General features: G+C 60.1%; 22 protein-coding genes and 1 tRNA gene. 18 read left to right on the forward strand and 5 right to left on the reverse strand.

Annotated features, from left to right (window positions below; genetic code table 11):
* Positions 1-121 precede the first annotated feature (121 nt).
* The 12 genes from HUS57_RS16655 (at position 122) to yihA (ending at position 11,411) form a co-directional block, all read left to right on the forward strand.
* Positions 122-952: an FCD domain-containing protein gene (locus tag HUS57_RS16655; protein ID WP_173934987.1), complete on the forward strand. Its 831-nt coding sequence runs from the start codon at positions 122-124 to the stop codon at positions 950-952.
* 23 nt (positions 953-975) lie between these two features.
* Positions 976-1,740, forward strand: coding sequence for a (Fe-S)-binding protein (locus HUS57_RS16660; protein WP_173934988.1), 765 nt, complete (start codon positions 976-978; stop codon positions 1,738-1,740).
* On the forward strand, positions 1,740-3,173 hold the full coding sequence (locus HUS57_RS16665; RefSeq protein ID WP_173934989.1) for a LutB/LldF family L-lactate oxidation iron-sulfur protein: 1,434 nt from the start codon (positions 1,740-1,742) through the stop codon (positions 3,171-3,173). Before HUS57_RS16660 ends, HUS57_RS16665 begins: the two co-directional genes overlap by 1 nt.
* Positions 3,170-3,847, forward strand: coding sequence for an LUD domain-containing protein (locus HUS57_RS16670; protein WP_173934990.1), 678 nt, complete (start codon positions 3,170-3,172; stop codon positions 3,845-3,847). Before HUS57_RS16665 ends, HUS57_RS16670 begins: the two co-directional genes overlap by 4 nt.
* The gene (locus HUS57_RS16675; protein ID WP_173934991.1) at positions 3,837-4,583 is read left to right on the forward strand and encodes a metallophosphoesterase family protein; all 747 of its coding nucleotides are present in this window, start codon (positions 3,837-3,839) and stop codon (positions 4,581-4,583) included. Before HUS57_RS16670 ends, HUS57_RS16675 begins: the two co-directional genes overlap by 11 nt.
* A gap of 407 nt (positions 4,584-4,990) precedes the next feature.
* Positions 4,991-5,737 carry a 16S rRNA (uracil(1498)-N(3))-methyltransferase gene (locus HUS57_RS16680; RefSeq protein WP_173935244.1) on the forward strand — a complete coding sequence of 249 codons (747 nt, stop codon included), beginning with the start codon at positions 4,991-4,993 and terminating at the stop codon, positions 5,735-5,737.
* Between the two features lie 152 nt (positions 5,738-5,889).
* Complete coding sequence (locus HUS57_RS16685; protein WP_173934992.1) at positions 5,890-7,263, forward strand: glutamate--cysteine ligase; 1,374 nt, start codon at positions 5,890-5,892, stop codon at positions 7,261-7,263.
* A gap of 244 nt (positions 7,264-7,507) precedes the next feature.
* On the forward strand, positions 7,508-7,642 hold the full coding sequence (gene rpmH / locus HUS57_RS16690; RefSeq protein ID WP_173934993.1) for a 50S ribosomal protein L34: 135 nt from the start codon (positions 7,508-7,510) through the stop codon (positions 7,640-7,642).
* A gap of 23 nt (positions 7,643-7,665) precedes the next feature.
* Positions 7,666-8,040, forward strand: a complete 375-nt coding sequence (rnpA, locus tag HUS57_RS16695; protein ID WP_173934994.1) for a ribonuclease P protein component — start codon at positions 7,666-7,668, stop codon at positions 8,038-8,040.
* Positions 8,030-9,850, forward strand: a complete 1,821-nt coding sequence (gene yidC, locus HUS57_RS16700) for a membrane protein insertase YidC (protein WP_173934995.1) — start codon at positions 8,030-8,032, stop codon at positions 9,848-9,850. The genes rnpA and yidC overlap by 11 nt, the downstream gene beginning before the upstream one ends.
* 263 nt (positions 9,851-10,113) lie before the next feature.
* The gene (locus tag HUS57_RS16705; RefSeq protein WP_173934996.1) at positions 10,114-10,752 is read left to right on the forward strand and encodes a CatB-related O-acetyltransferase; all 639 of its coding nucleotides are present in this window, start codon (positions 10,114-10,116) and stop codon (positions 10,750-10,752) included.
* Positions 10,749-11,411 (forward strand): ribosome biogenesis GTP-binding protein YihA/YsxC, encoded by a 663-nt coding sequence (yihA, locus tag HUS57_RS16710; protein ID WP_246727915.1) that lies wholly within the window; start codon positions 10,749-10,751, stop codon positions 11,409-11,411. Before HUS57_RS16705 ends, yihA begins: the two co-directional genes overlap by 4 nt.
* Before the next feature lie 408 nt (positions 11,412-11,819).
* Here the strand turns inward: yihA and HUS57_RS16715 are convergent, their stop codons facing one another.
* A complete protein-coding gene (locus HUS57_RS16715) occupies positions 11,820-12,395 on the reverse strand; it encodes a transglycosylase SLT domain-containing protein (protein WP_173934998.1) in 576 nt (191 codons plus the stop codon).
* Positions 12,396-12,684: 289 nt separating this feature from the next.
* On the opposite strand from HUS57_RS16715, the gene HUS57_RS16720 reads away from it, so the two are divergent.
* A complete protein-coding gene (locus tag HUS57_RS16720; protein WP_173934999.1) occupies positions 12,685-12,948 on the forward strand; it encodes a DUF6460 domain-containing protein in 264 nt (87 codons plus the stop codon).
* A gap of 97 nt (positions 12,949-13,045) precedes the next feature.
* A complete protein-coding gene (locus tag HUS57_RS16725; RefSeq protein ID WP_246727916.1) occupies positions 13,046-14,386 on the forward strand; it encodes an MATE family efflux transporter in 1,341 nt (446 codons plus the stop codon).
* Positions 14,387-14,397: 11 nt separating this feature from the next.
* On the opposite strand, the gene HUS57_RS16730 is transcribed toward HUS57_RS16725, so the two are convergent.
* Entirely contained in the window at positions 14,398-15,492 is a 1,095-nt protein-coding gene (locus HUS57_RS16730) for a quinone-dependent dihydroorotate dehydrogenase (protein WP_173935000.1), read from the reverse strand.
* Positions 15,489-15,836 (reverse strand): DUF952 domain-containing protein, encoded by a 348-nt coding sequence (locus HUS57_RS16735; protein ID WP_173935001.1) that lies wholly within the window; start codon positions 15,834-15,836, stop codon positions 15,489-15,491. The genes HUS57_RS16730 and HUS57_RS16735 overlap by 4 nt, the downstream gene beginning before the upstream one ends.
* Before the next feature lie 107 nt (positions 15,837-15,943).
* Here HUS57_RS16735 and HUS57_RS16740 point away from each other — a divergent pair, with 107 nt between their 5' ends.
* Together HUS57_RS16740 and mscL are read left to right on the forward strand one after the other, a co-directional pair.
* A complete protein-coding gene (locus tag HUS57_RS16740; protein WP_173935002.1) occupies positions 15,944-16,387 on the forward strand; it encodes a hypothetical protein in 444 nt (147 codons plus the stop codon).
* Between the two features lie 250 nt (positions 16,388-16,637).
* On the forward strand, positions 16,638-17,057 hold the full coding sequence (gene mscL, locus HUS57_RS16745; RefSeq protein WP_173935003.1) for a large conductance mechanosensitive channel protein MscL: 420 nt from the start codon (positions 16,638-16,640) through the stop codon (positions 17,055-17,057).
* Positions 17,058-17,237: 180 nt separating this feature from the next.
* Here the strand turns inward: mscL and hemA are convergent, their stop codons facing one another.
* Positions 17,238-18,515, reverse strand: a complete 1,278-nt coding sequence (gene hemA, locus HUS57_RS16750; RefSeq protein WP_173935004.1) for a 5-aminolevulinate synthase — start codon at positions 18,513-18,515, stop codon at positions 17,238-17,240.
* A 208-nt stretch (positions 18,516-18,723) separates the two neighbouring features.
* Between hemA and xseA the strand changes: the two genes are divergently transcribed.
* Entirely contained in the window at positions 18,724-20,289 is a 1,566-nt protein-coding gene (xseA, locus tag HUS57_RS16755; RefSeq protein ID WP_173935005.1) for an exodeoxyribonuclease VII large subunit, read from the forward strand.
* 112 nt (positions 20,290-20,401) lie between these two features.
* On the opposite strand, the gene HUS57_RS16760 is transcribed toward xseA, so the two are convergent.
* Positions 20,402-20,478, reverse strand: a tRNA-His gene (locus tag HUS57_RS16760).
* Positions 20,479-21,358: 880 nt separating this feature from the next.
* On the opposite strand from HUS57_RS16760, the gene HUS57_RS16765 reads away from it, so the two are divergent.
* Positions 21,359-24,655 (forward strand): PAS domain S-box protein, encoded by a 3,297-nt coding sequence (locus tag HUS57_RS16765; protein ID WP_173935006.1) that lies wholly within the window; start codon positions 21,359-21,361, stop codon positions 24,653-24,655.
* Positions 24,656-24,791: the final 136 nt, after the last annotated feature.

A 24,791-nucleotide genomic window follows, 5' to 3' on the forward strand; every position in this document is an offset into this window, starting at 1 on the left:
CAACCTTCCGGCGAAAGGACAAGGTGAACGGGCAATGCCGCTGAATGTACTGGTTAAAACATTTGACCAATTTACGTCAATGCCGTTACAGTCGCGCTCTCCGGCTTAGGAACGACGCCCTGTGAGCACCATCTATCGAAGGATCGAGCACGGACGGACGGCCGACGCAGTGGTGCGCCAGATCGAGGAGCTTATCCTTGAGGGTGTCCTGCGCGATGGTGATCGACTGCCCGGGGAGCGCGAACTTGCGGCGGAAATGAACATTTCGCGCCCTATCCTGCGCGAAGCGTTGAAGTCGCTGGAGGCGCGGGGTCTTCTTTTTACGCGTCAGGGTGGCGGCACCTTTGTGGCCAATGTGGTTGGGGAAGTTTTCGCGCCACCCATGCGGGAGTTGATCGCCACACACCCGAAAGCTACCGCCCATTATCTGGAATACCGTCGCGAGGTGGAGGCAGTCGCTGCGGAAATGGCGGCGCACCGAGTCACAGAGGCCGATAAGGCGTTTCTTCAGGACATTATAAGGCGTATGGAGCAGGCACATGCAAGCGGGGATTTCGACGCCGAAGCCGAAATCGATGTCGAATTTCACAATGCGGTGGGCGAATGTGCGCATAATTTCGTGCTTCTCCATACGTTGCGCTCCTGCTACCGGCTTCTGGCGGAGGGCGTCTTCTTCAGCCGGGCCCGGATCTACGACCTGCCGGGGGCCCGGGAGGAACTGCTGGAGCAGCATCGGGCGATCTTCCTCGCCATCTGCGAAGGGGATGCCGAGCGCGCGCGGGCGGCTTCCATCGCGCATATTGATTTCGTGGCGAAGACGAATGCAGAGGTGGAGCGGACCGGCGAGTGGGAGCGCGTGGCAAGGCTGCGCCTGCAGCAGCGTGCTGGGCCGAGGAACGCAGAACAGGTCCGCAGGAGCGTTCGCGACAGATCGCGCGCGGCAGGAGAATAAATGAACGAGCCTTGGAAAAGAAAATGCAAGAATCGCGTCGAGTCGGCCTCTTCGTCACCTGCCTGGTCGATCTGTTCCGGCCCAGCGTAGGCTTTGCCTCCGTCAAGCTTCTGGAGGATGCCGGCTATGAGGTCGAGGTGCCAATGGCGCAGACCTGCTGCGGGCAGCCTGCCTATAATTCGGGCGACCGGGCGGACACGGCCGACATTGCACGTGTTACAATCGAAACCTTCGAGGAGTATGATTTTATCGTCGCGCCTTCAGGTTCCTGTGCGGGCATGCTGAAAAAGCACTATCCGAGCCTCTTCAAGGGCGATCCGCAGTGGGAAACGCGCGCTGCCGCGTTCTCAGAAAAAGTCTATGAACTGGTGAGCTTCCTCGTGGACGTGGCCGGCGTCGAATCGGTGGCTGCGACGCATCGGGGCACCGTCACCTACCATGATTCGTGTTCGGGACTGCGGGAATTGGGAATAGCGCGGCAGCCCCGCAAGCTCCTTGGTACAGTGGCCGGCCTGAAGCTGGAAGAAATGAAGGACCCTGACGTCTGCTGCGGCTTCGGCGGCACTTTTTGTGTCAAATACCCGGAGATCTCGAACAAGATGGTGGAGGAGAAGACGGCAAATATCCGCGCCAGCAGCGCTGGAACCTTGCTTGCGGGCGATCTGGGCTGCTTGATGAACATGGCTGGCAAGCTTCGAAGAGAGGAGGCGGATATCAAGGTTCGCCACGTTGCCGAAGTTCTGGCCGGCATGGACGAGGGGCCGGCGATCGGCAGGGAGCGCGGCTGATGCAGATCACCTCACCGGCCTTTAAGGAGAACGCGCGCGGAGCGCTCGCCGACCCGCAGCTTCAAAGGGCGCTCGGCCATGTGCGCTCCGGCTTCATAGATAAGCGCAAGGTGGCGGTCGATGCCCTGCCGGAATTCGATGCGCTGCGGGAGTCGGCCCGTGCGATCAAGGATCATACGCTCACGCATCTCGATCTTTATCTGGAAGCCTATGAGCGGAAGGTGGAAGAGGCCGGTGGCCGGGTCCACTGGGCCGAGACGGCTGAAGATGCCCGTGCCATTATCCTCGATATATGCCGCGCGTCGGGCGCGCGCACGGTGACCAAGGGCAAATCCATGATCACCGAGGAGATTGGCCTCAATGCCTTTCTTGAGAAGGAAGGCATCCGCCCGGTCGAAACCGATTTGGGCGAATACATCATCCAGCTTCGCAACGAGCATCCAAGCCATATCATTGCGCCCGCCGTGCATCTGAACAGGGATCAGGTGGAGACTGATTTCCGCCATGCCCACACCCATCTGCCGGAAGAGCGCGACCTTTCCGAACCGGTGGCGCTGCTGGGCGAAGCGCGCGAGGTGCTGCGTTCGCAGTTCCTTGCGGCCGATGTCGGTATCACGGGCGCAAATTTTCTTGTCGCGGAGACGGGCAGTTCGGTCATCGTCACGAATGAGGGCAATGGCGATCTGACCCAGACCCTTCCGAAGGTGCATGTCGTGGTGGCATCCATCGAGAAGGTGGTGCCGACGCTGGAAGACCTGAGCCAGATATTGCGGCTCCTCGCGCGTTCGGCAACAGGGCAGGAAATGAGCGTCTATACGACCCTCTCCACCGGGTCGCGCAGGCCGAATGACCCGGACGGACCGGAAGAATATCACGTGGTGCTCATCGACAATGGCCGCTCTGCCATGCTCGGCACGGAGTTTCAGGAGATGCTGCGCTGCATACGTTGCGGCGCCTGTATGAACCACTGCCCGGTTTATCACGCGGTAGGCGGCCATGCCTATGGCTGGGTCTATCCCGGCCCCATGGGAGCCGTGTTGACACCCGCGCTTGCAGGCCTGGACAAGGCAGGCCACCTGCCAAACGCTTCTACCTTCTGCGGGCGCTGCGAGGCGGTCTGCCCGATGAAAATTCCGCTGCCGAAGATGATGCGGCATTGGCGCGAACGCGAGTTCGAGCGTGCGCTTAATCCGGCTGTCGACAGATACGGCATCAAGGTGTGGGCAATGTTTGCGCGCCGGCCGAGGCTCTACCGCCTCGCCACCTCGCTGGCCATGCCGGCGCTGGCGCTTGTTGGCCGCAGAAAAGGCGCCTTCCGCCGCTTGCCGCTTGCCAGCGGCTGGACGCAGTACCGCGACCTGCCGGCTCCTGAAGGACGTACTTTCATGCAGCAATGGCGCGATCGCAGCGTTTCGGGGGGTGCGGAAATATGAACGGCCGCACTGCGGTGCTGAACAAGCTTCGGGCGGCGCTGGGCGTTGCGCGGGATGACGAGGCGCGAACACAGGCGGTTGCCTGGCGGCTTGCAGAGACGCCGACCGGCGTCGTGCCTGCACGCGGACGGTTGCCGGAGAAGGACCGGGTCGCGCTCTTCTGCGAGAAGGCCCGCCAGGTCTCGGCGTCGGTCGAGCGGGTGGCCAGCATTGACGATGTACCGGGTGCGGTCTCAGCCTATCTACGGGCGCGGAACCTGCCGGCTTCAGTTCGCATGGGAACGGATGCGCGGCTGAAGGCGATGCCCTGGCAGACAGCCGGATCCCTCAAGGTAGAGCCCGGTCCGGCCGGGCCGCAGGACGAGGCGGGTGTCAGCTTTGCTTTTGCGGGCATTGCCGAGACGGGAACCGTGCTTCTTTATTCAGGTGAAGCGAATCCTACCACTGTCAACTTTTTGCCCGAACACCATATCGTAGCGGTAGATGCTAGCGATATTGCAGGAGATCTGGAAGCGGCGCTTTCAGCGATCCGGCAGGCATTTGGAAAGGGCACGATGCCGCGCACGCTGAACCTGATCACTGGTCCTTCCCGCTCGGCCGACATCGAACAGACGCTGTTGCTTGGAGCCCATGGGCCGCGCGCACTGCATCTGATCGTGATCGATGGAAGCTGAACGAGGCATATCCTTCACCGAGGCCGCGACTCCGCCTGGCATGCGCATTTACGCGGTCGGCGACGTACACGGCTGCTACGACCTGCTAACGGAAATGCATCGGCAGATCATGGGCGAAATCCTTCGCGACCGTCACGAAGACTGGCGCATCATCTATCTTGGCGACTATGTCGACCGCGGCCCAGCTACAAGGCAGGTGCTGGAGTTTCTTTCCGGCGTAACGGAAATGGATCAACGCGTGATCGCTATCGCCGGCAACCATGATCTCGACCTTCTGGCCTTTCTTGCGGACCCTCGCGCCGAAGGCCTCTTCGCGAATAATGGCGGGGAGGCGACCGCGCGCTCCTATGGTGTCGAGATTGCCTTCAGCCCGTACGAAGCACTTGTGACGGGCCATGCGGCGCTTCAGGAGGCGATCCCGGAAGAGCATATTCGTTTTCTGCGCGGCTTGAAGCGATGGGCAACATTCGGTGACCTGTTCTTCGTCCATGCCGGCATCCGGCCAGGCGTTCCGCTGGAGGAGCAGGCAGAGGATGACCTGGTCTGGATTCGCGAGCGCTTCCGCTACCATGAGGCCCTCCACCCAAAGCTCGTGGTGCACGGCCATACTCCTCAGCCCACGGCCGAGATCAGACCCAACCGGGTGAACCTGGACACAGGGGCCTTCTTTACGGGCCGGCTGACAGGAATGATGTTCGAAGGCAGGCACAAACGCCTGATGGAAGTGGCCTCGTAGTCTGTTGCAATAGCCTATTGCGCGACCTGCGATATGCCATAACCGTCATCCGCAGCAGGATAGGCACCCGAAGCCGTAGCTGCGTAAATTCCGGCGCCGCTTATCATTATGGCAGTAAGAAGCATCAGCGAAAAAATTGCAGTGCGCATCGTGTTCATGTCTCTGTTCGATATGGTCTCAACCATACAAAGGGTATGGTTACCATTTGGTTCCGTGCCGATACCCTTGCAGAGCCCGTCCCCAGCGGCGAAATGGCTTGTTTCCGTGCCTAACGCAAGTACCGGATTATGTTGTTCGGACCTTTTACTTAGATGCTGTGATTTTTCTGCCGCGCCAGTCAGCAGCCAACGGCCGGACCGTCACCGAGGGACCTTGACCCGGCGGGCGCAAGGACGCATCAAGCCTTGATGCGTGCGAACTACAAAATGCAACGGCTATACCTACCGGGCAGCATGACCGCGGGCGTCGAGATCGACACCTCCCCTGAGCAGGCGCACTACCTGGCGAATGTGCTGCGCATGCGAGAGGGAGCCGAACTCCTTGTCTTCAATGGACGTGACGGTGAATGGCTGGCGCGAATCACTGACATTTCGAAGAAGGCGACACGGCTGTTGCTCGTGGAGCGAACGCGCCCCCAACCGCAACAGCCTGATCTGCTTTATTGTTTTGCACCGCTGAAACAGGGCAGGCTCGACTATATGGTCCAAAAGGCGGTGGAGATGGGTGCAGGCGTACTCCAACCGGTCATTACCCAGCACACGCAGGTGCCGAAGATCGGCCTGCACCGCCTTCAGGCAAATGTGATCGAGGCGGCGGAGCAATGTGGCATTCTTTCCGTTCCCATCCTGAGCGAGCCGATCAAGCTCTCCCGGCTGCTTGAAACGTGGGAGGAGGAGCGGGTGCTTGTCTTTTGCGACGAGGATGCTTCGGGAAGCGATCCCCTGCCTGCGCTCGGCAAACTGGCAGGCCGCAAACTCGGGCTGCTTGTCGGGCCGGAGGGTGGATTCTCCGATGCGGAGCGGCGCCAGCTTCGGGGGCTTTCCTTCGTGGTGCCCATTCCCCTTGGGCCGCGCATCTTGCGTGCTGACACGGCAGCAGTAGCAGCGCTTGCCGTCCTGCAGGCCAGTGCCGGCGACTGGCGCAATGAGGGCTAAAGGTCATTGTTCAAAACTTTTTGCTTGATTGCGCCTCCCGCTTGGCCAATCAAGCGTTGCTTGCGCGCCGCTCGCTCTTTCAGAAGCAAAGGCGCTTCAATGATCAACCGCCGCAGTGCAGCCGATGCGTTGTCAGGCCGGAGAAGGGTGATATGGCACGGGATACGACGGACGACCGGCCGATTGAAGGTATGGATGAGTTGGTCTCCTATTTGGCCGGCGGCTGCAAGCCGGTCAAAGATTGGCGCATTGGCACCGAGCATGAGAAGTTCCCCTTCTACGTGGATGGAAACCATCCAGTGCCTTATGAGGGCAGCCGTGGCATCCGCGCGCTGCTTGAAGGCATGCAGGAGATGCTCGGCTGGAACCCGATCCTTGACGAGGGCCACATCATCGGGCTTGTCGAACCCACCGGCCAGGGCGCCATTTCGCTGGAGCCAGGTGGACAATTCGAGCTTTCCGGGGCTCCTCTGGAGACGCTGCACCAGACTTGCCGGGAGAGCAATGCACATCTGGCGCAATTGCGGGAAATCGCAGAACCGCTTGGCATCCGCTTTCTCGGGCTGGGCGCAAGCCCCAAATGGCGGCTCTCAGAAACGCCGAAGATGCCGAAATCCCGCTACGAGATTATGACAGCCTATATGCCGAAGGTAGGCAGTCACGGACTCGACATGATGTACCGTACCTGTACGATCCAGGTAAATCTCGACTTCTCCTCCGAAGTGGATATGCGCCGCAAGATGCAGGTGGGCATGCGTCTGCAGCCGCTGGCAACTGCGCTTTTTGCCAATTCTCCTTTCACCGAAGGGAAGGTGAACGGCTACAAGTCATGGCGCGCTGAGATCTGGCGCGATACGGACAATCAGCGCGCCGGACTGCTGCCCTTCGTCTTCTCTGAGAATTTCAGCTTTGCGGATTATGTGGAGTGGGCGCTTGATGTGCCCATGTATTTTGTCATACGTGACGATCGCTATCATGATTGTACTCACGTTACGTTCCGCCAGTTCATGGAGGGGGCGCTACGAGGCGTAGTACCGAATGTCACGCCGACCATCGGTGACTGGGCCAATCACCTCTCGACCCTGTTTCCCGATGTGCGGCTGAAGCGCTTTATCGAGATGCGCGGAGCAGACGGCGGTCCGTGGCGGCGCATATGCGCGCTGCCCGCCTTCTGGGTCGGGCTCCTTTATGACCCCGCAGCGCTCGACGCCGTGGAGGAGATGACCAAGGGCTGGAGCTTCGAAGAGGTGCAGGCGCTGCGCGATGCCGTGCCTAAAGAGGGCTTGTCGGTGCGCTTCCGCAACCATCGTCTGCGCGATACCGCGCGCGAGGTGCTGGCGATCTCCCGCATGGGGCTGGCCAATCGGGGGCGCAAGAATAGCGAGGGTTATGACGAGACGGGCTTCCTCGATCCGCTCGACGAAGTGGTGGCGCGCGGCACCACAAGCGCGGAGGAAATGGTCGCGGCCTTCAACACGCGTTGGGGCGGCTCCATCGAGCCGGCGTTTCTGGAGCACGCGTACTAGTGCGGCCAGCCCAGATTTGTAAGGCTCAAGAGGCAGCATTGAGCCCGCCCACATCCATCTGCTCCCTTGCTGCAGGGTGCTGGATTGCATCGACACTTCGTTGACTTTGCAAGCCTTGCTTTCTATAAGCCCCGCACGTTCGGGCTGACCGCCCGGCACGCGTGGTCGCGCGCCTATGGTGGTCTGAATGCTCCTGTTCGCAAAGACAGAATGAAGAAGGGCCGCACGCCGCGGTATTAAATAAATGAAGCGCACCTATCAGCCCTCCAAGCTTGTCCGCAAGCGCCGTCACGGTTTTCGCGCACGTATGGCCACCAAGGGTGGCCGGCGCGTGCTGGCAGCTCGCCGCGCCCGTGGCCGCAAGCGGCTTTCGGCCTAGATATTCTGGAACGGGGCGGGGCATTGTCAGGCCGTGCACCGGGACTGGAACGGCTGACAAAACGCGCAGAATATCTGGCTGTCCAGCGTGGGGCGAAGCATCGTGGCCGGTTGTTCCTGCTCGAGGTTCTGGATCGCGGGGACGAGGAGCCGCCTCGTCTCGGCATCACGGTGACGCGCAGGGTGGGCAATGCGGTTGAAAGAAATCGTGTCCGCCGGCGGCTGCGCGAGGCAGTGCGTATCCACGCCGCAGATGACATGCGGCCTGGTACCGACTATGTGATCGTAGGACGACGCGAAGTACTGGATGCGCCGTTCTCGGCGCTAAAGGATGAACTTTCCAGGCGCATCCGCGGCAGCAAACCCGATCATCGGGCTAAGGAAACCCATGGAAAATAATCGTAACCTCTTCATCACGATCGTGCTGTCGATCCTGATATTGACCGTGTGGCAGGTGTTCTACATGAACCCGCGGATCGAGGCGGAGCGCGAGGCTGCCCGCATCGAGGCCGAGCGCATCGGCGGTGAGACGGGCGTGCAAGGGGAGGGAAGCGCGGGCAGATCGGATATTCCCTCGCCCACTGGCCAGCAGGACAGTGCTGCCGTGCCGGGCGGTGGTGCCCAGACTGGTCCAGCAAGCCGGGAGGCGGCGGTCGCTTCGGTTGAGCGCGTGCAGATCGAAACGCCGAGCCTTGCCGGCTCGATCAACCTGCAGGGCGCGCGGATCGATGACCTCCTGCTGAAGGAGTACCGCGTCACGGTCGAAGAGAACTCGCCCAATATCCAACTGCTCAACCCCTCTTCCGTACCCGACGGCTATTACGTCGAGGTGGGGTATGTCGGGAACGCACAAACGGGCTCCGTGCCAGGACCCGATACAGTCTGGACCGTAGAGCAAGGTTCCGAACTCACCCCGGCAACGCCGGTAACGCTGAGCTATACGAACGAGCAGGGCCTGACATTCCTGCGTACATTCAGCGTAGATGAGAATTATCTCTTCACAATCTCGGATACGATCCGCAACGAGGCGAGAGGTGCTGTCGCGCTGAGCAACTATGGCCGCGTCACGCGGTTTGGCCTGCCGGAGACACAAGGGTTCTACATCCTGCACGAAGGTTTGATCGGCGTGACAGGCGATGAGGGCCTTCAGGAGATCGACTATTCCGACGTGCAGGAGCGGGAGGTCCGCCCGGGTAAATCGTCCGACGGCTGGCTTGGTATTACGGATAAGTACTGGGCCGTCACGCTCGTGCCGCGTGCGGAAACGCAATTCCAGCCGCGCTTCGCCTATTTCAGCGACGGCCGGGAACGGTTCCAGGCAGATTTCCTCACCGATCAGATTGCCCTTGCTCCCGGTGAAGAAAAGACTGTGGAAACGCTCGTTTTTGCCGGCGCAAAGCAGGTCCATGTCGTGGACGGCTATGAGGAGCAATACGGCATACGCCAGTTCGATCTGCTGATCGACTGGGGCTGGTTCTATTTCATCACCAAGCCGATGTTCTACCTGATCGACTGGCTTTTCCGCCTGTTCGGTAATTTCGGCGTCGCGATCCTCGCCACCACGGTTATCGTGAAGCTCATCTTCTTCCCGCTTGCTAACAAGTCCTACAAGTCCATGGCGAACATGAAGAAGGTGCAACCAAAGCTTCTCGAAATCCGCGAGAAATACGCGGATGACAAGATGAAGCAGCAGCAGGCGATGATGGAGCTCTACAAGACGGAGAAGATCAATCCGCTGGCAGGCTGCTGGCCGATCCTGATCCAGATTCCGGTATTCTTCGCGCTCTACAAGGTGCTGTACGTGACAATCGAGATGCGGCATGCGCCCTTCTTCGGTTGGATACGCGACCTTTCGGCGCCCGATCCGACGTCGATGTTCAACCTGTTCGGGCTGCTTCCCTACGATGTGCCTTCGTTCCTGATGATTGGCATCTGGCCCATCATTATGGGTATCACCATGCTGCTGCAGATGCGCATGAACCCCACGCCGCCAGACCCGACACAGGCCATGATCTTCAACTGGATGCCGGTGATCTTCACCTTCATGCTGGCCAGCTTCCCGGCGGGTCTCGTCATCTACTGGGCGTGGAATAACCTGCTTTCCATCATCCAGCAGGGCGTGATCATGAAACGGCAGGGAGCGAAGATCGAGCTATGGGACAACCTGGTCGGTCTTATCCGAAGGAAAAAACCGGACCCGGCCGAATAGGCTGCGCCGTTCCCAGCCACCGCCCACTCCATCAAAAGAAAGCCCGGCTCAAGCGGGCTTTCTTTTTCCATGATCGGGAGGCGGATTCTTGCCGGGAACCGCCTGCACGCTTACGATGCCAGAATCACAAGGGACCGCTCCATTTTCCGGACGAGAAGGAAAGTCCCCCACCGGGCTATGGCTGCCTTGCCAGACCGCTGTCACGCCGCCGATACCAAGCGCCCCAAGCAAGCGCCCTCGGCACCGCGATCATGGAGACTCCCATGCATGGACCGAAACCCGAGATCAAACATCCAATCCCGCTTCATCCGCGAGTTGTCTTTCTGAAGTCCCTGATCGATCGGCCCAACATCGAGATCGGGGATTACACCTATTATGACGACCCGGAAGGTGCAGAAAACTTTGTAGAAAAATGCGTACTGCATCACTATGAGTTTATTGGCGACAAGCTGATCATCGGTCGCTTTTGCGCCATCGCCGAGCGGACGCGCTTTATCATGAACGGCGCCAACCATGTGCTTGGTGGCTTCTCGACCTATCCCTTCAACATCTTCGGCCAGGGCTGGGAGAAAGGGTTCGACGAGGAGAGTTGGCGCAGCGAAGTTCGTGGCGACACGATGGTGGGAAACGACGTATGGATCGGGTTCGATGCCGTCATCATGCCGGGCGTGAAGATCGGTGACGGCGCCATCATCGGCGGCAAGGCGGTGGTCACGCGTGATGTGCCGCCCTATGCGGTGGTGGCAGGAAACCCTGCACAGGTGGTGAAGATGCGCTTCGACGAGACGACCATCCGGCGTCTTCTGGCCATAGCATGGTGGGATTGGCCTGCCGACAAGATCACCCGCAATCTGGAGGCCATTCGTGGCCGCGACCTGGAGCTACTGGAGGCAGCAGAGTGAAGGCGGAGGCAGGGGCGCAGGAGAACGAGAAGCTGTTTGCGCGACCGTGGACCTTCATCCGCGGCGTGCCCGCGATGAAGTTTCTGCCCCCGGAAGGCCCGCCCGAGGTGGCCTTCGCCGGGCGCTCCAATGTGGGCAAGTCTTCGCTAATCAACGCACTCGTAGGCCAGAGGGGACTTGCACGCACCTCGAATACGCCCGGCCGCACACAGGAGCTCAATTATTTCGTACCAGACGGTTTTTCGGGCAAACCTGGCGAGCTGCCGCCTATAGCACTGGTCGACATGCCGGGTTATGGCTTTGCCAAGGCGCCAAAGAGCCAGGTCGAGGCATGGACGAAGCTCGTTTTCGACTATCTGCGCGGTCGTGTAACGCTGAAGCGCGTCTACCTGCTGATCGATGCGCGTCACGGTATCAAGCAGATCGATAAGGACGTGATGGACCTTCTCGATCAGGCCGCGGTCTCTTACCAGGTGGTCCTGACCAAGACGGACAAGATCAAGCCGACAGCGGTGAACAGCCTGGTGGAAGAGACATTGCAGAAGATTGTCAAGCGTCCGGCTGCCTTCCCCGAGGTGATCGCCACCTCATCCGAACGGGGTACAGGCACCTCAGAACTGCGCGCGGCAATTCTTCGGACCGTACAGGACGACGGCTAGAGAGCAGTTCCAAGACAAGTGAAGAGCCGTCAACCCAGGCGGAGCGCTTCAGGATACCGGGACGCTCCTAGCCAGTGCATGGGTCGACTTCTTATATGTTCAGCCGCGAGCACGTAGCCAGGCGCAGGCGCTCCGGCTGATGGCATCAAACACTCTGCCTCCAGGTGCTCCACCATCTCGTGATGTCCTTGCGCTCCGCATCGAAGCGGGAGGTGCTGTGCCAGCCTTGGCGCTGCCGAACCGCGCCGCCCCCGAGCGGCCAGCAAACACCGCGACGCCTGACAGACCATCGGTCAAATCCGCAACTTGGATATCCTAGGGGAGCGCAAAGGACTTCGCAAATGCCGGATACGTTCAAACCTTAGCCATCTCGCCTGGGAGCAACGCATCTGCGGGAAGTTGTCCCTCCTATAATCCGCATGTCTGGATTTGGGCATCGTAGGAACGGGCCATCTCAGCCACCCTTCGGGCGGCTGTCTGCATTCCCGGATTGCTCTTCCAAACGCCCCGGGCGTAGCCGCCATGCCCGGCATAGTAGGCCAGATACAGGTTGTAGGCATCGTTGAGCGCTATTCCGCTCCGCTCATGGCTCCGGCGGTGGTACCAGCCAACAAAGTCGATGGCATCGGCGAAGTTGCGCCTATTGGCACCCCAGCGGCCAGTTTCGCGCCTGTAGTCAGTCCAGGTTCCATCGAGGGCCTGGGAGTAACCATAAGCGGTAGAGGCGCGCTTCCAGGGGATGAAGCCCAGGAGCTTGGTGCGCGGCGGCCTTGCATTGGCTTTAAAGCCCGATTCGACCCGAACGGTTGCCATCAGGATGGAAACGGGTACGCCATAGGCCCGCTCAGTGCGTTTGGCAGCACGGTGCCAATTGTTGAACCATCCGTTCTTCTGCTGGAAGACCGAGCAGACATTATTGATATTGCCGGGTGTGGTAGCGCAGCCGGCGAGCGCCAGAAGCAGAACCAGGAATACAGCACGCATGGCACAAAACCTCCATGTGCGCCGTCTATCCCCAAAGTTCTAAGAAACCGCTTAGGGGCGGATTAACCCTTTCCGAAATGGAGCCGGCTTCCGCCGGGTGCGAGGGAGCCGGTAGAATCTTTTAGAAGCAGCTTGCAAAATCTTTCTGGATAAGCTGGAGAGCGCCCTCCTGCATACCCGCGGCCAGCACGTCGCTGTAGCTGGCGCTCAAAGCTCCACCGCTGCGGCTTGCCTTTGCTCAATTCAACCCATATGTGCCGGTCAAGGTGGTTCTGACGGGAGTGCGTGCATGTCGGCAATGACACGATTTCTGGGTGACACCCCGCTGCGCGTTATCGTGAAGCTGGTGGTGATCTCGCTGATTGTCGGCTTCGTCATGAGCGCCTTCAACTGGACACCGTGGGATGTTGCTTACGCCCTGCGCGACACGGTCCTTCGCATCTGGAACATGGGCTGGGCAGCGCTCGACAATTTCCTGAGCTATATCTTGCTCGGAGCCGTGATCGTCGTTCCGGCGTTCATGATCATCCGGCTCCTCAATTATCGTCGATAGCTTCCGGCTGCTGGTCAGCCGAGAATACCGGAAACGCCTTGCGGTGATCGTAGTGCGACCAACCGCTGGCCTCGAATTAGCTCATCCGGATCGTTCCGTGGATAAAGCCAGCGTCAAGAACCGTCCTATCCCGTTCGAGGTCACAAACAGGCTTGTTCTGTCGGTGGCGATACCGATGACGCTTGCCTACCTCACAACGCCGCTACTCGGAATTACCGACACGGCGGTGGTGGGGCGGCTGGGCGATCCCGCACTTCTTGGTGGGCTTGCGGCCGGCGCCATCGTCTTCGACGTGGCATTCACCACGTTCAACTCCCTGCGGTCGAGCACGACCGGCCTCGTGGCGCAGGCATATGGCAGGAAGGACTTCGAGGAAGAGCTGGGCGTACTCGTCCGTTCGCTCCTGGTCTCCGTCGCTATCGGTCTCTTACTCATCCTGCTCATTCCGCTGGTTATCAGCGTCGGTGTATGGTTCATCAATCCGGAGCCGAGGGTGGCGGAAGCGATGCGCCAATATATCAGCATCCGCATGCTGGCAGCGCCCTTCACCCTCACCAATTTCTCCATCCTCGGGTATGTGCTCGGGCGTGGCGAGGGAACGCTCGGGCTCCTTCTGCAATTCCTTCTTAACGGAGCGAACATTGTCCTGTCCGTCTTTCTTGGTCTTCATCTCGGCTGGGGTCTGGAGGGGGTGGCATGGGGAACTGTTGCCGGCGAGTTGATAGCGGCCGCCTTCGGAATCGCAATTCTCGCGCGCCGTTTTTCAGGTATGGGTACCCTTTCGTTCGCCCGCATTTTTGACACGAAGGCAATCACGCGCATGCTCGCGTTGAATGGCGACATCATGGTCCGCTCGTTTTCTCTCTTGGCAGCCTTCGCAGTGTTTACTCGGCAGGGAGCGCAATTTGGAACGCTGACGCTTGCAGCAAACGCGGTGCTGCTCAACTTCTTCCTGCTGTCCGGCTATTTTCTCGACGGTATCGCCACTGCCGCCGAACAGCTTGCAGGACGTGCCGTCGGCGCACATTATCTGCCTGCCTTCCGGCGTTCGGTGGGACTGTCCCTTCTCTGGGGGGGTGGCCTGGCAGCAGTCCTAACAACAATTCTGCTCATCTTTGGCGATGCCTTCATTCGGCTGCTGACGACCGCGCCGGAGGTGCGGGAGCTGGCGATTGCCTTCCTGCCTTGGGCGGCCCTTACAGCAGTCACCGGCGTGCTTGCCTTCCAGATGGATGGCGTCTTCATCGGCGCCACATGGTCGCGCGACATGCGCAACATGATGCTCTTGTCCCTTGCCGCATTTATTATATGGCTTTTCACCGTCGGAGGCAGCCTCGGCAATCACGGCTTGTGGGCGGCGCTGCACATTTTTCTCGCGGCGCGCGGCTTCACCCTGCTGGTCATGCTGCCGCGCAGGACACGGGAGACCTTCGGCTAACCCGGAGCCGTTCAATCGAGCGGCCGGTCGGCCCAAGCCTGCATGTTGCTGTCGCGGATTTCGGCGATGGAACGAAGGCCGTTCCTTTCGGCATATGCATCGAGCCCACGGACGATCCGGCTGGCAAGGCCCGGCCCCTCGAAAATCATGCCCGTGTAAAGCTGCACAAGGTCTGCGCCCGCCCGCATTTTCTCCAGCGCAGTTTCCACCGAGTGGACGCCGCCGACGCCGATGATGGGCAATGATGAGCCGGTAAGGCGGCGCAGCTTTGCCAGGACGATCGTCGCTCGTTCGAAGAGCGGCTTGCCGGACAGGCCACCGGCCTCCTCCGCTGCCGTCGCGTTGCTCAGGCCGGAACGTGAGAGCGTCGTGTTGGAGACGATCACCCCATCTATGCCCTTTTCGGCAACCTCTGCGGCGATGTCGCTAAGGCCTTCCTCGGAGAGATCCGGAGCGATCTTGAGGAAGACCGGAACCTTGCGTCCCACTTCCCCTTGTGTTCCGTCGCGCGCCGCCACCACGCGGCGCAGCAGCTCGGAAAGGCTTTCACGCTCCTGCAAGGCTCGCAGACCGCTCGTGTTGGGGGATGAGATGTTGATGGTGAGATAGGAGGCAAGGCCCGCAAAGGCGCGAACGCCTTCTTCGTAATCGGCGATGCGATCCTCACTGTCCCGGTTTGCCCCGATATTCACACCCACAATACCGGTGCGCGAGCGGCGTACAGAAAGCCGGGCAAGCGCCGCCGCATGGCCTTCATTGTTGAAGCCAAGCCTGTTGATCACCGCGCAATCCCGGGCCAGCCGGAAAATTCGGGGCTTCGGATTGCCTTCCTGCGGCCTGGGCGTGAGCGTTCCGCATTCGGTGAAGCCGAAGCCGAGGCGTAGGAGCGCGTCCGGAACTTCCGCGTTCTTGTCATAGCCGGCTGCCATGCCCACCGGATTGGGAAAATGGAGGCCAGCAATTGTTTGAGCCAGCCTGGAGCTTTTGCGCGGCGCCGCGCAGACGGGAATGCCGCTTTTCAGCGCGGCCAGTGAGAGCGCGTGCGCCTGTTCCGGTTCCAGCAGGAACAGCAATTCCCGTGACGTCCTTTCAAGAAGGGGCATCATGATGGCAGAGGCGGAAACTGGTGATGGCCGTCTGGACCGAGCGGCAAGGGGCTTACCCAGCGCACAGCCCTCATCGGAAGCGGAGCATAAAGATGGGGAAAGAGATCGCCGCCGCGCGAGGGTTCGTATTTCAGTGACGAACCGAGTTTGTCTTCATCGACGGCGACAAGGAGCAGATCGTCCTGCCCGGCAAAGTGTTTTTCCGCAGTCTCCTTCACCTGGGACGCGGTGGAGAAATGGATGAAGCCGGAGGCATGGTCGACCGGCGCACCGCCGAACTCGCCTTTTTGCTCCGCCTCGCGCCAAAGTTCGGCCGGAGAAATCTTATAAATCAGCTTGGACATAACTGCGCTATAATGCTCATGGAAGGCGGGTGGAAGTGGTTTGCGCAGGAAAGTACCGCTTTTGAAGCGAGGCGCTACATTTTCCGCCCAAGTCAGGAGTGAAGTCGATGCAGAACGCAGTTGCAGGCGTCATGGTTTTTCTCGCATTGAGTCTGATTGCCGGTGGGTCCTTGGCACAGCAGGAGGAGCGCTACCGGCTGGAGCGGACGGACAACGGCTATGTGCGAATGGATAAGGAGACCGGCGCTATGTCGCTTTGCCGCGAACGTTCCGGCGAACTTATCTGCCGGCCGGCGAACGAGGCAGGTGGCTCTGCGAGCGCCGAGCTGGATACCCTTCGCGAAAGGCTAGCGGCAGTTGAACGCCGTCTCGATGCGCTGGAGGGAGGAGAAGGGGCAAGCCTGCCGACTGAAGAAGAGTTCGAGCAGACGCTGGGCTTGATGGAGCGTTTTTTCCGGCGCTTTGTCGACATAGTGCGAGGGCTGGAAGAGGAGGAACGCGCGCCGCAACCGAATTCAGGCGGCAGCCCCGCGCCTGCCGAGCGCACCTGATAAAGGTTCTATTGATCCGGCCGTAAGGGTTTGCGCATGACATCGCAGACGAGTGAAGCGGCTGGAGGATAGCCTTCAACAGCATGGCTTACAGCTTTCCTGCAGGGCCGAAGCGCGGCGCGTGAAGTCAATCTTGCGGCTTGGCGGCAGGAGTGAAGCATTAATGCGCCGGCTGTGCTTTTTTGTTATTCTGCGCTAGCCGCTCATGAGGCGTTGAGTCGGGTGCGGCGATTGGACAACGGGGGTTCATATGCTGGACGAATTCAAGGAATTCATTGCCCGCGGCAATGTGATGGACTTGGCTGTTGGCGTTATTATCGGCGGTGCTTTCGGCCTTATTGTTAGTTCTCTGACCGATGACATCATCATGCCGATCGTGGGCGCGATCTTCGGGGGTTTCGACTTTTCGAACTACTTTATTCCACTCTCCTCGGATATTACGGCAAACACGCTTGAGGCTGCCCGCGAGCAGGGAGCGGTCCTCGCCTATGGCAATTTCATTACTGTGGTGATCAATTTCCTGATCTTGGCCTGGATCATCTTCCTGATGGTCAAGGGGGTCAACAAGCTGCGCCGGGAAGAGGCTGCAGCTCCGGCCGAACCCGAAGCACCGCCGCAGGACATCCAGCTTTTGGCGGAGATCCGCGACCTGCTTGCCAGCCGCAGCTAGGGCATGCGTTTCACCTATCTTGACGAGACGGCTTGCAGCACTGCGACTCCCTCAGGTCACATTGCGATGCTTCAGCCTTAGAGTAGTGCCCGCGTATCTCGGGCTGCTTTGCTGGAGCAACTTCAGGAAAAATGGGCACCGTCAGGATGCGGAGTAATGAGGGCTTGGATCATGCCGGCTCTAGCCGCCGGATTTCGAGACCACCAGCGGGATGATGCGCTCTGAGCGTGCGGCGGCCGGCTGTTCGGCCTCGCCGAAAGGAATGCCTAGCGCGTCCCAGGTCTCCAGCAGCGCATCCCGCAGCGCGTCTATAAGCGCGTCAGAGTGGAATGGTGTCGGCGTGATACGCAACCGCTCGGTTCCGCGTGGGACGGTAGGGTAATTTATGGGTTGGATATAGACGCGATGCTTCTTTAGAAGCCAGTCGCTTGCGCGCTTGCATAGTTCCGGATCGCCGACGAGTAGCGGGACGATGTGGGTCTGCGACGGCATGACGGGAAGCCCGGCAGCAGCCAGGACATTCTTCGTGCGCTGCGCCTGCCGCTGATGTGCCTCCCGCTCAGTATTGGAGCGTTTCAGATGACGGATCGAGGCTGTCGCGGCACTTGCGATAGCAGGTGGGAGGGCGGTGGTGAAGATGAAGCCCGGAGCGTAGGAACGGATGGCATCGACAACGGCAGCTGAACCGGTGATGTAACCGCCGATCACGCCAAAACCCTTTGCAAGGGTGCCTTCGATGACGTCGATGCGATGGGCAAGGCCCTCGCGCTCGGTAATGCCGCCTCCGCGCGCGCCATACATGCCAACGGCATGGACCTCGTCGATATAGGTCATTGCGTTATATTTGTCGGCGAGGTCCGCAATCTCCTTGATGGGAGCTATATCGCCATCCATGGAATAGACGGATTCGAAGACAATGAGCTTTGCGCGCTCACGCCCTGCGGCGGCAAGCAGGCTTTCCAGATGCGCCAGGTCGTTGTGCTTGAAGATTTTCTTTTCCGCACCGGAGCGGCGCACGCCCTCGATCATGGAGGCGTGGTTCAACTCGTCCGACAGCACCAGCGCATTGGGCAGCAGGCGGGCGATGGTGGAGATCGACGCCTCGTTGGAGACAAATCCAGAAGTGAAGACGAGCGCCGCCTCCTTGCCGTGAAGGTCGGCAAGTTCGGCTTCAAGCTCCACCAGCGGACGGTTCGTCCCGGATATGTTGCGCGTGCCTCCGGCGCCAGCTCCCATGTTGGCAGCGGCTGCCTGCATCGCGGCAATTACCTCGGGATGCTGGCCCATGCCCAAATAATCGTTGGAGCACCAGACGGTTATTTCCGTAGCTTTGCCTTCCGAGCGCCATATAGCACGCGGAAATTCGCCGGCGACCCGCTCCAGATCAGCAAAGACGCGGTAGCGGCGCTCGGCGTGAAGCTGCTCGATCGCCTCGGAAAAGAACCGTTCATATTCCATGATGCACCTTAAGATTTAGTACGGATCATAAACGCGAGCCTTGTCGGCGTCCATGGTTTGAGTGACGGCAAAATGCCACGGAGGAGGGATATTGCTTTGCCGCCAATCAATTTTCCGCGATCTTTGTTCCTCGCCTGAGGGTCGCATAGGAGCCGACAAAGGCGGGCCGGGTTGACCGCGCTGGGCCGGAAGGGGTCAAATTCACGTCATGGAAAATACAAGAAAAGACGATTCGCTGCGCAATGTCGCCGAATACTCGGTAAGCGAGATATCCCTTGCCCTGAAGCGCACCGTTGAGGATGCTTACGGGCATGTACGCGTGCGGGGAGAGATTTCCGGCTTTCGCGGGCAGCATGCCTCCGGCCATTGTTATTTCGCGCTGAAGGACGACCGGGCACGCATTGAAGCGGTGATCTGGAGAGGCGCCTTCTCCCGGCTGAAATTTCCGCCGCAGGAAGGATTGGAAGTGGTGGCGACCGGCAGGCTGACCACCTATCCCGGCTCGTCTAAATATCAGATTGTCATCGAAAGTCTGGAGCCGGCTGGCGCCGGGGCGCTGATGGCGCTTCTGGAACAACGCAAGCGCAAATTGGCCGCCGAGGGCCTGTTTGCCGATGAGCGTAAGAAGCGCCTGCCCTTCATGCCAAAGGTTATCGGCGTGGTTACTTCACCCACAGGCGCCGTGATCCGTGACATCATCCATCGCATCAGCGACCGCTTTCCGGTGCATGTCATCGTCTGGCCGGTGCGCGTCCAGGGCGAGACGGCGGGGTCTGAAGTTGCCGCGGCGGTGACCGGCTTCAACGCCCTTACACCCGAAGGGCCGATCCCCCGTCCGGATATTCTCATCGTTGCGCGGGGCGGCGGCAGCCTTGAGGATCTATGGGGGTTCAATGACGAGGCTGTAGTGCGCGCGGTCGCCTCGTCCGGCATACCTGTCATTTCCGCCGTCGGTCATGAAACGGATTGGACCCTGATCGACCTTGCGGCCGACTGCCGGGCTCCAACGCCGACAGGCGCCGCAGAGATGGCGGTGCCTGTCAAGGCGGAACTGGAAGCCAATCTGGCGCGGCTTTCCGCACGGCTGAAGGCGGCGGTCTCGCGCGATCTGGAGAGGCGGCGCCAGCACACGCGCGCGCTTTCGCGGGCACTGCCTTCCGCCGATCAGCTTTTCGCGCTGCCGCGCCGCCGTTTCGACGAGGCGGGGGGCCGCCTGATGCGCGGCCTGTACATTACCACCCAGCGCAAGCGATTGCGTTTCGATGGCAAGCGCCTGTCCATTGCCACGCTTGACCGGCGCATTGCTGAATTGAAGCGGCGCGCCGGACAGTGCGGCGGCAGGCTCCCGGTCGTCTATCTGGGACTGGTGCATAGGCTGCGCGTGCGTTTCGACCGCGATGCAGCAAGGATCAGCGCGCGCGCTAGGCTCGAGCGGATAAGTCTTTTCAAGGAAAGGCTGGCCGCCACCATCAGCCGCAAGGACCGTGCCATGGATCTTCGTAAGGAGCGGGCGCGCTCGGCCTACGAGCAGTGCATCCGTCTTGTGGAGAGCTTGTCCTACGTCAAGGTGCTGGAGCGCGGCTTCGCCCTTGTGCGCGATGCTGAGGACAGGCCGTTGAAGCGCGCAGCGGACCTTCATCCCGGTCAAGCACTCCGGCTGCAGTTTTCCGATGATAGTGCGGGGGCGATTGCCACCGGAAAGCCGCTCGAAAAACAGGAAAGGAGGAAACGGGGAGCACCGGCCGAATCAGGCAGTCAGGGTTCCCTTTTTTGAGGTTCATGCTTGCCCATCCGCCTTCCGCAAGGCCAACCGCATTGTCTGGGCTCATCCAGGGATGCAGGGCAAGCTATGGGAGTAAAAAGGCCCGTTCGAAGCATCGGGGAAGTGGTACGGTTGGGTGGATTCGAACCACCGACCTCAGGAGCCACAATCCTGCGCTCTAACCAACTGAGCTACAACCGCACGGGCGTTATCCGTCCTGCCGCGTCCCTTACGGATAAATCCACGCATTTTCAAGAGCAATAGGCCGGACGGTCGGCTGATATTGCAGGTTAGGCCACTTGGAGAAAGGACGGAGCAGAGTTCCGGATCTTTTTTCGCCAATCGTCGGAGGAAAATCGGTCTTGTCCTGAAACACACGGGATGTAGTGCCTTCATCACCGCTTTTGCATGTGACGGTTAGCCCCAAGTTCGCGCATGGTCCGGAGGGTTGCGGCCCCAGCCTCCTGCAAAGACCGCCTGGAGCTCACGCGCATGTTAGAAGGCCCGATCCACCTGCTTGCGCGTCAAGCCACCCTGAAGCCCCCGATCTCTGAACGGCTTTAACACGGGAAGGTGCTTCGGACTGGCTGAAATGCGCATCGGCTTCTGCCTGCATGAAAGCCAGAGACTTCTCAAACAGGTTGTTGGCAATTTCCCTGAAGGTCTCCAATAAGGTCCCAAATTCCGGCGAATGACAATGCGGAACTGTTCGGCAGTCCCGGATGTTTTGAAGGCGGAGAACTCGCGGTCAAAGTTTGCTGGCCCTGCTAACCTTGCAGGTTGAAGGAGCAGGCGGGCAGTTCACTGTACACATGTGTGTGTGATGGTGCGAAGTGGTTGTGATTATGCGGTGCAACAGAATGTTTGCCTTGCAACATGGAGTTCCGGCGGAATTCAGTAGCTCTGGACATTGCGAGGCGCGGCCATCACACAAGGGAAGGCAGTCGTATCCGCAGTATCGGTTAACCAAAGTGGCATTTGCACGTGCATGCGGATACATGCTTTGTGGACGTCGACGCGCCGTGCTCTTATTAACAAGTAGTTAATCCTCGTATCCCCTGGGGGCGACAGTTCAGGCGCAATGGTTGCAGCGACCTATTCCTTTCTTGATATCGTCGTGCTCGACCCCGTGCGATCGCGCTTTGCGGCCGGAGACACGCTCTTCGTTCTTTCTCGGGACCTTGCGGAGATTCTCTGGGCGAATGGGGCAGGGGCGGCGTGGCTTGGCTATGACGACATCGAGGCAGCATTAGGTGAGGCTCCGAGCCTGCCCGCGGCGGCTCTCCGCCAGATTGCTGCCACGCCCGGCTTTCCGGCCATTGGCAGAGACTGCCCGATTGCATTGCGGCTGACCAGAGGCCTGAAGAGCAAGATCGTCAATTTGCAGGCGAGCTCGATACGGCTTCCCGATGGCGTGGAGGCAATTCTTCTTGCCTTGCCCGCCCCCAAGGCGGATGGCGCAGTGGAAGGCATCCAGGCTGCGCAAGCAATTGGCGGGTTTCATCAACCGGGTCATTTCGCGGCCCTTATCGAGGCCGATGGCACTATCTCCGCCGCGACGGAAGGATTCGGCTCCGTTGGAATAGACCCGGAAACGCTTCAGCTCCTGGTAAGTGAGGTACGCGAGAAGGACGACCGCTTGGTCAAGAAGCTCATTCGAGCGGCAAAGGGAAAGATCCCCGCCGGGATCGCCCGCCTGACCGACGAGCCTGCACGGCATCTGCTCGTCATCGTCGATGAGGCAGTATCCGAGGAGCCCGCTGCAAGGGAATTCAGGGAAGAAGGGCAGGTAATAACGGCGGAGCCTGAGGCGGACAGCGTTGCGAGCAGGGAGCAAGCACCTTCGGTTCCGGGCGGCGCTGCCCGCACAGTGCGCTTTTCCTGGCGCACCGATGCCGACGGGCGGTTTTCGGCCCTGTCGGAAGAGTTCGCGGCGACTATGGGTGCACCCGCCGCCGACGTCATCGGGCGAACGTTCCGCGAGGTCTCCAATGCCTTCGGGCTAGACCCGGAAGGTACAATCACAAGGCTTCTGGAGCGCCGGGACACATGGTCCGGCCAAAGAGTGATGTGGCCGCTGTCCGGTACCAGCCTCAAGGTTCCGGTCGATCTTGCCGCTCTCCCGATCTATGGGCGTGGTCGCGTCTTCGAGGGCTTCCGCGGCTTTGGCATCATCCGACCAGGCGAGGCGGTGGAGGACACCGAAGCTATTGGAACGGTGCTCGTCCCGGGACAGGCTGAAGATAAGGCACCGGTGGAGGAGGAAGCTGCACCACCTGCCGAAGAGCCGACAGCAGAGGATCCGTTTCAGGGAGAGGCGCCGGCAATCAGCATTTCCGACTCGCATGAGAGCGAGAGCGAGAAGGTCATCAACCTTGCGGAGCATCGCGAGGGTCTGCTTTCCGCGAGCGAACGCATGGCTTTTCGCGAGATCGGCGAACGCTTGCGCCGCGCCAGCGAGGACGTAGGGGAGGGCGGCGAGCGGGAGGAGCCGGAAGACGCTCCTTCACTTCTGTCCAGCCCACGGCAAGGCGAGCGAGCGGTAGCGCCGCATGTTGTCGATGAACTCGCGGCAGGCGTTTTGGAGGACAAGGCGGGTCTTGCAGGGGAAGAAGATGGCTCCCCGCAAGAAGAGCAACTGCCTGATATGGCCACCCGTGCCTTGCCCTCAGGTGAAGAGGATAAAGACGCTTACAGCTTCGCCAAGCCTGACGCGGAGGAAAGCCCGCCGTTTTTCTCGCATGACTCGATCGCGGACGCTTTGCCGGAAAGCGGCCGAAAGCCTGAACGGGCCGAAATCACGCCGAAGCAGGTCGAAAGGGCATGGTCGATGCAGGTGCTGCCACAGAAAGGCCGCCTGCCTTCCGCCTTTTTCCTGCCTGACGACGAGGCCCATGAGCAGGAAGATGCGACTGCATCTCTGCTTACCGCCCTTCCGCTTCCTGTCCTGGTCCATTCCGGCGACAGACTCCACTTTGCAAATCGTGCGTTTCTGAAGATTACCGGCTATGCGGACTTGGCCGCCCTCGGCGATGCCGGCGGCGTAGGTGCTCTTTTCTACGATGCCGAGGATTCCGGCAGCAAGCCGGAAAGCTCTGATGGCGAGCCGGAGGAAAGAATCCGCCTGCGCAGGGCCGATGGGCAGGATATCCCGGTGCGCGCCCACCTCAGCTCGATCTCATGGAAGGAGGGCAAGTCCCTTTTGCTGGCACTGATGCCGCTAGGAGAAGCGGCAGTCGAAGCGGCAAAGCCTACGGAGCTTGAAGCAAGCCTCATCGAGATGCGCGCCATCGTTGACACGGCTACAGACGGGATCGTGCTCATCGCCGAAGACGGTACCATCCGCTCCATCAACAGATCCGCGGAGGCGCTTTTCGGATTCGACGCCGAACATGTTACCGGCAAACCGTTTACCGCGCTTTTTGCCATAGAAAGCCAACGCACCGTGCAGGAGTACCTGGCGGAACTCTCTGGGGATGGAGTTGCAAGCGTCCTCAACGATGGGCGACAGGTGATCGGGAGGGAGGCGCAAGGGCGTTTCATACCGCTCTTCATCACGATAGGAAGACTGCCCAGCGGCAGCGGCTACTGCGCTGTGCTGCGTGACATTACTCACTGGAAACGCACGGAAGAGGAACTTACACAGGCGCGAGCCCAGGCAGAACGCGCCTCCTCGCAGAAGAGCGAGTTCCTCGCACGTGTCAGCCATGAAATCCGCACGCCGCTCAATGCCATCATCGGTTTCTCAGAGCTGATGATCGATGAAAAATTCGGCCCCATCGGGAACGAGCGCTATCGTGACTATCTGCGTGATATCAACCGCTCCGGCAATCACGTTCTGGAACTAGTGAACGACCTGCTCGATATTTCCAAGATCGAGGCGGGCCAACAGGAACTCGAATATGAGGCGGTTGCCCTTAATGAAACCCTCGCACAGGTGGTGGCGATGATGCAGCCACAGGCCAATAGCGAGCGTGTGATCATCCGTTCCAGCTTTGCCTCGCGATTGCCAGAAGTGGTGGCGGATCTGCGAAGCATAAGGCAGATTGCCATCAATCTTTTGTCGAACGCCGTCCGCTTCACCCCCGCAGGCGGGCAGGTGATCGTTTCCACATCCTATGAGAGAGATGGATCGGTTGCATTGCGTGTGCGTGACACTGGCGTTGGCATGAGTTCTGCAGAACTGGACGAGGCCCTGAAGCCCTTCAAGCAGGTTAACGCGTTGCGGCGAAAGCGCGGAGATGGAACAGGCCTGGGCCTGCCCCTGACACGAGCTATGGTCGAGGCGAACCGTGCCCAATTCTCTATCCTCTCCCGGCCCGGCGAAGGAACGCTTGTCGAAGTCATTTTCCCACCTACGCGCGTGCTGGCCGACTGAATGCCGTAAACTTGAGTATCATAGTTTAGAATAGTTCTAAACTACTGATTTTGCTTGGTTTTCTCTTGACCCGCCAGTCTATTTCAACCATTAGGTGGCTGCGGGCGGAGGGCCGTCCGCTGGTGCAATCTCCCCG

Source organism: Chelativorans sp. Marseille-P2723 (genome assembly GCF_902809845.1).
Taxonomy (GTDB): Bacteria; Pseudomonadota; Alphaproteobacteria; order Rhizobiales; family Rhizobiaceae; genus Chelativorans.

Excerpts from the sequence above, each read along its gene's own strand:
- HUS57_RS16660 (WP_173934988.1), top strand. The coding sequence starts at position 976 with ATGCAAGAATCGCGTCGAGTCGGCCTCTTCGTCACCTGCCTGGTCGAT.
- HUS57_RS16665 (WP_173934989.1), top strand. The coding sequence starts at position 1,740 with ATGCAGATCACCTCACCGGCCTTTAAGGAGAACGCGCGCGGAGCGCTC.
- HUS57_RS16670 (WP_173934990.1), top strand. The coding sequence starts at position 3,170 with ATGAACGGCCGCACTGCGGTGCTGAACAAGCTTCGGGCGGCGCTGGGC.
- HUS57_RS16675 (WP_173934991.1), top strand. The coding sequence starts at position 3,837 with ATGGAAGCTGAACGAGGCATATCCTTCACCGAGGCCGCGACTCCGCCT.
- HUS57_RS16680 (WP_173935244.1), top strand. The coding sequence starts at position 4,991 with ATGCGTGCGAACTACAAAATGCAACGGCTATACCTACCGGGCAGCATG.
- HUS57_RS16685 (WP_173934992.1), top strand. The coding sequence starts at position 5,890 with ATGGCACGGGATACGACGGACGACCGGCCGATTGAAGGTATGGATGAG.
- rpmH (WP_173934993.1), top strand. The coding sequence starts at position 7,508 with ATGAAGCGCACCTATCAGCCCTCCAAGCTTGTCCGCAAGCGCCGTCAC.
- yidC (WP_173934995.1), top strand. The coding sequence starts at position 8,030 with ATGGAAAATAATCGTAACCTCTTCATCACGATCGTGCTGTCGATCCTG.
- HUS57_RS16705 (WP_173934996.1), top strand. The coding sequence starts at position 10,114 with ATGCATGGACCGAAACCCGAGATCAAACATCCAATCCCGCTTCATCCG.
- HUS57_RS16715 (WP_173934998.1), bottom strand. The coding sequence starts at position 12,395 with ATGCGTGCTGTATTCCTGGTTCTGCTTCTGGCGCTCGCCGGCTGCGCT.
- HUS57_RS16720 (WP_173934999.1), top strand. The coding sequence starts at position 12,685 with ATGTCGGCAATGACACGATTTCTGGGTGACACCCCGCTGCGCGTTATC.
- HUS57_RS16730 (WP_173935000.1), bottom strand. The coding sequence starts at position 15,492 with ATGATGCCCCTTCTTGAAAGGACGTCACGGGAATTGCTGTTCCTGCTG.
- HUS57_RS16735 (WP_173935001.1), bottom strand. The coding sequence starts at position 15,836 with ATGTCCAAGCTGATTTATAAGATTTCTCCGGCCGAACTTTGGCGCGAG.
- HUS57_RS16740 (WP_173935002.1), top strand. The coding sequence starts at position 15,944 with ATGCAGAACGCAGTTGCAGGCGTCATGGTTTTTCTCGCATTGAGTCTG.
- mscL (WP_173935003.1), top strand. The coding sequence starts at position 16,638 with ATGCTGGACGAATTCAAGGAATTCATTGCCCGCGGCAATGTGATGGAC.
- hemA (WP_173935004.1), bottom strand. The coding sequence starts at position 18,515 with ATGGAATATGAACGGTTCTTTTCCGAGGCGATCGAGCAGCTTCACGCC.
- xseA (WP_173935005.1), top strand. The coding sequence starts at position 18,724 with ATGGAAAATACAAGAAAAGACGATTCGCTGCGCAATGTCGCCGAATAC.
- HUS57_RS16765 (WP_173935006.1), top strand. The coding sequence starts at position 21,359 with ATGGTTGCAGCGACCTATTCCTTTCTTGATATCGTCGTGCTCGACCCC.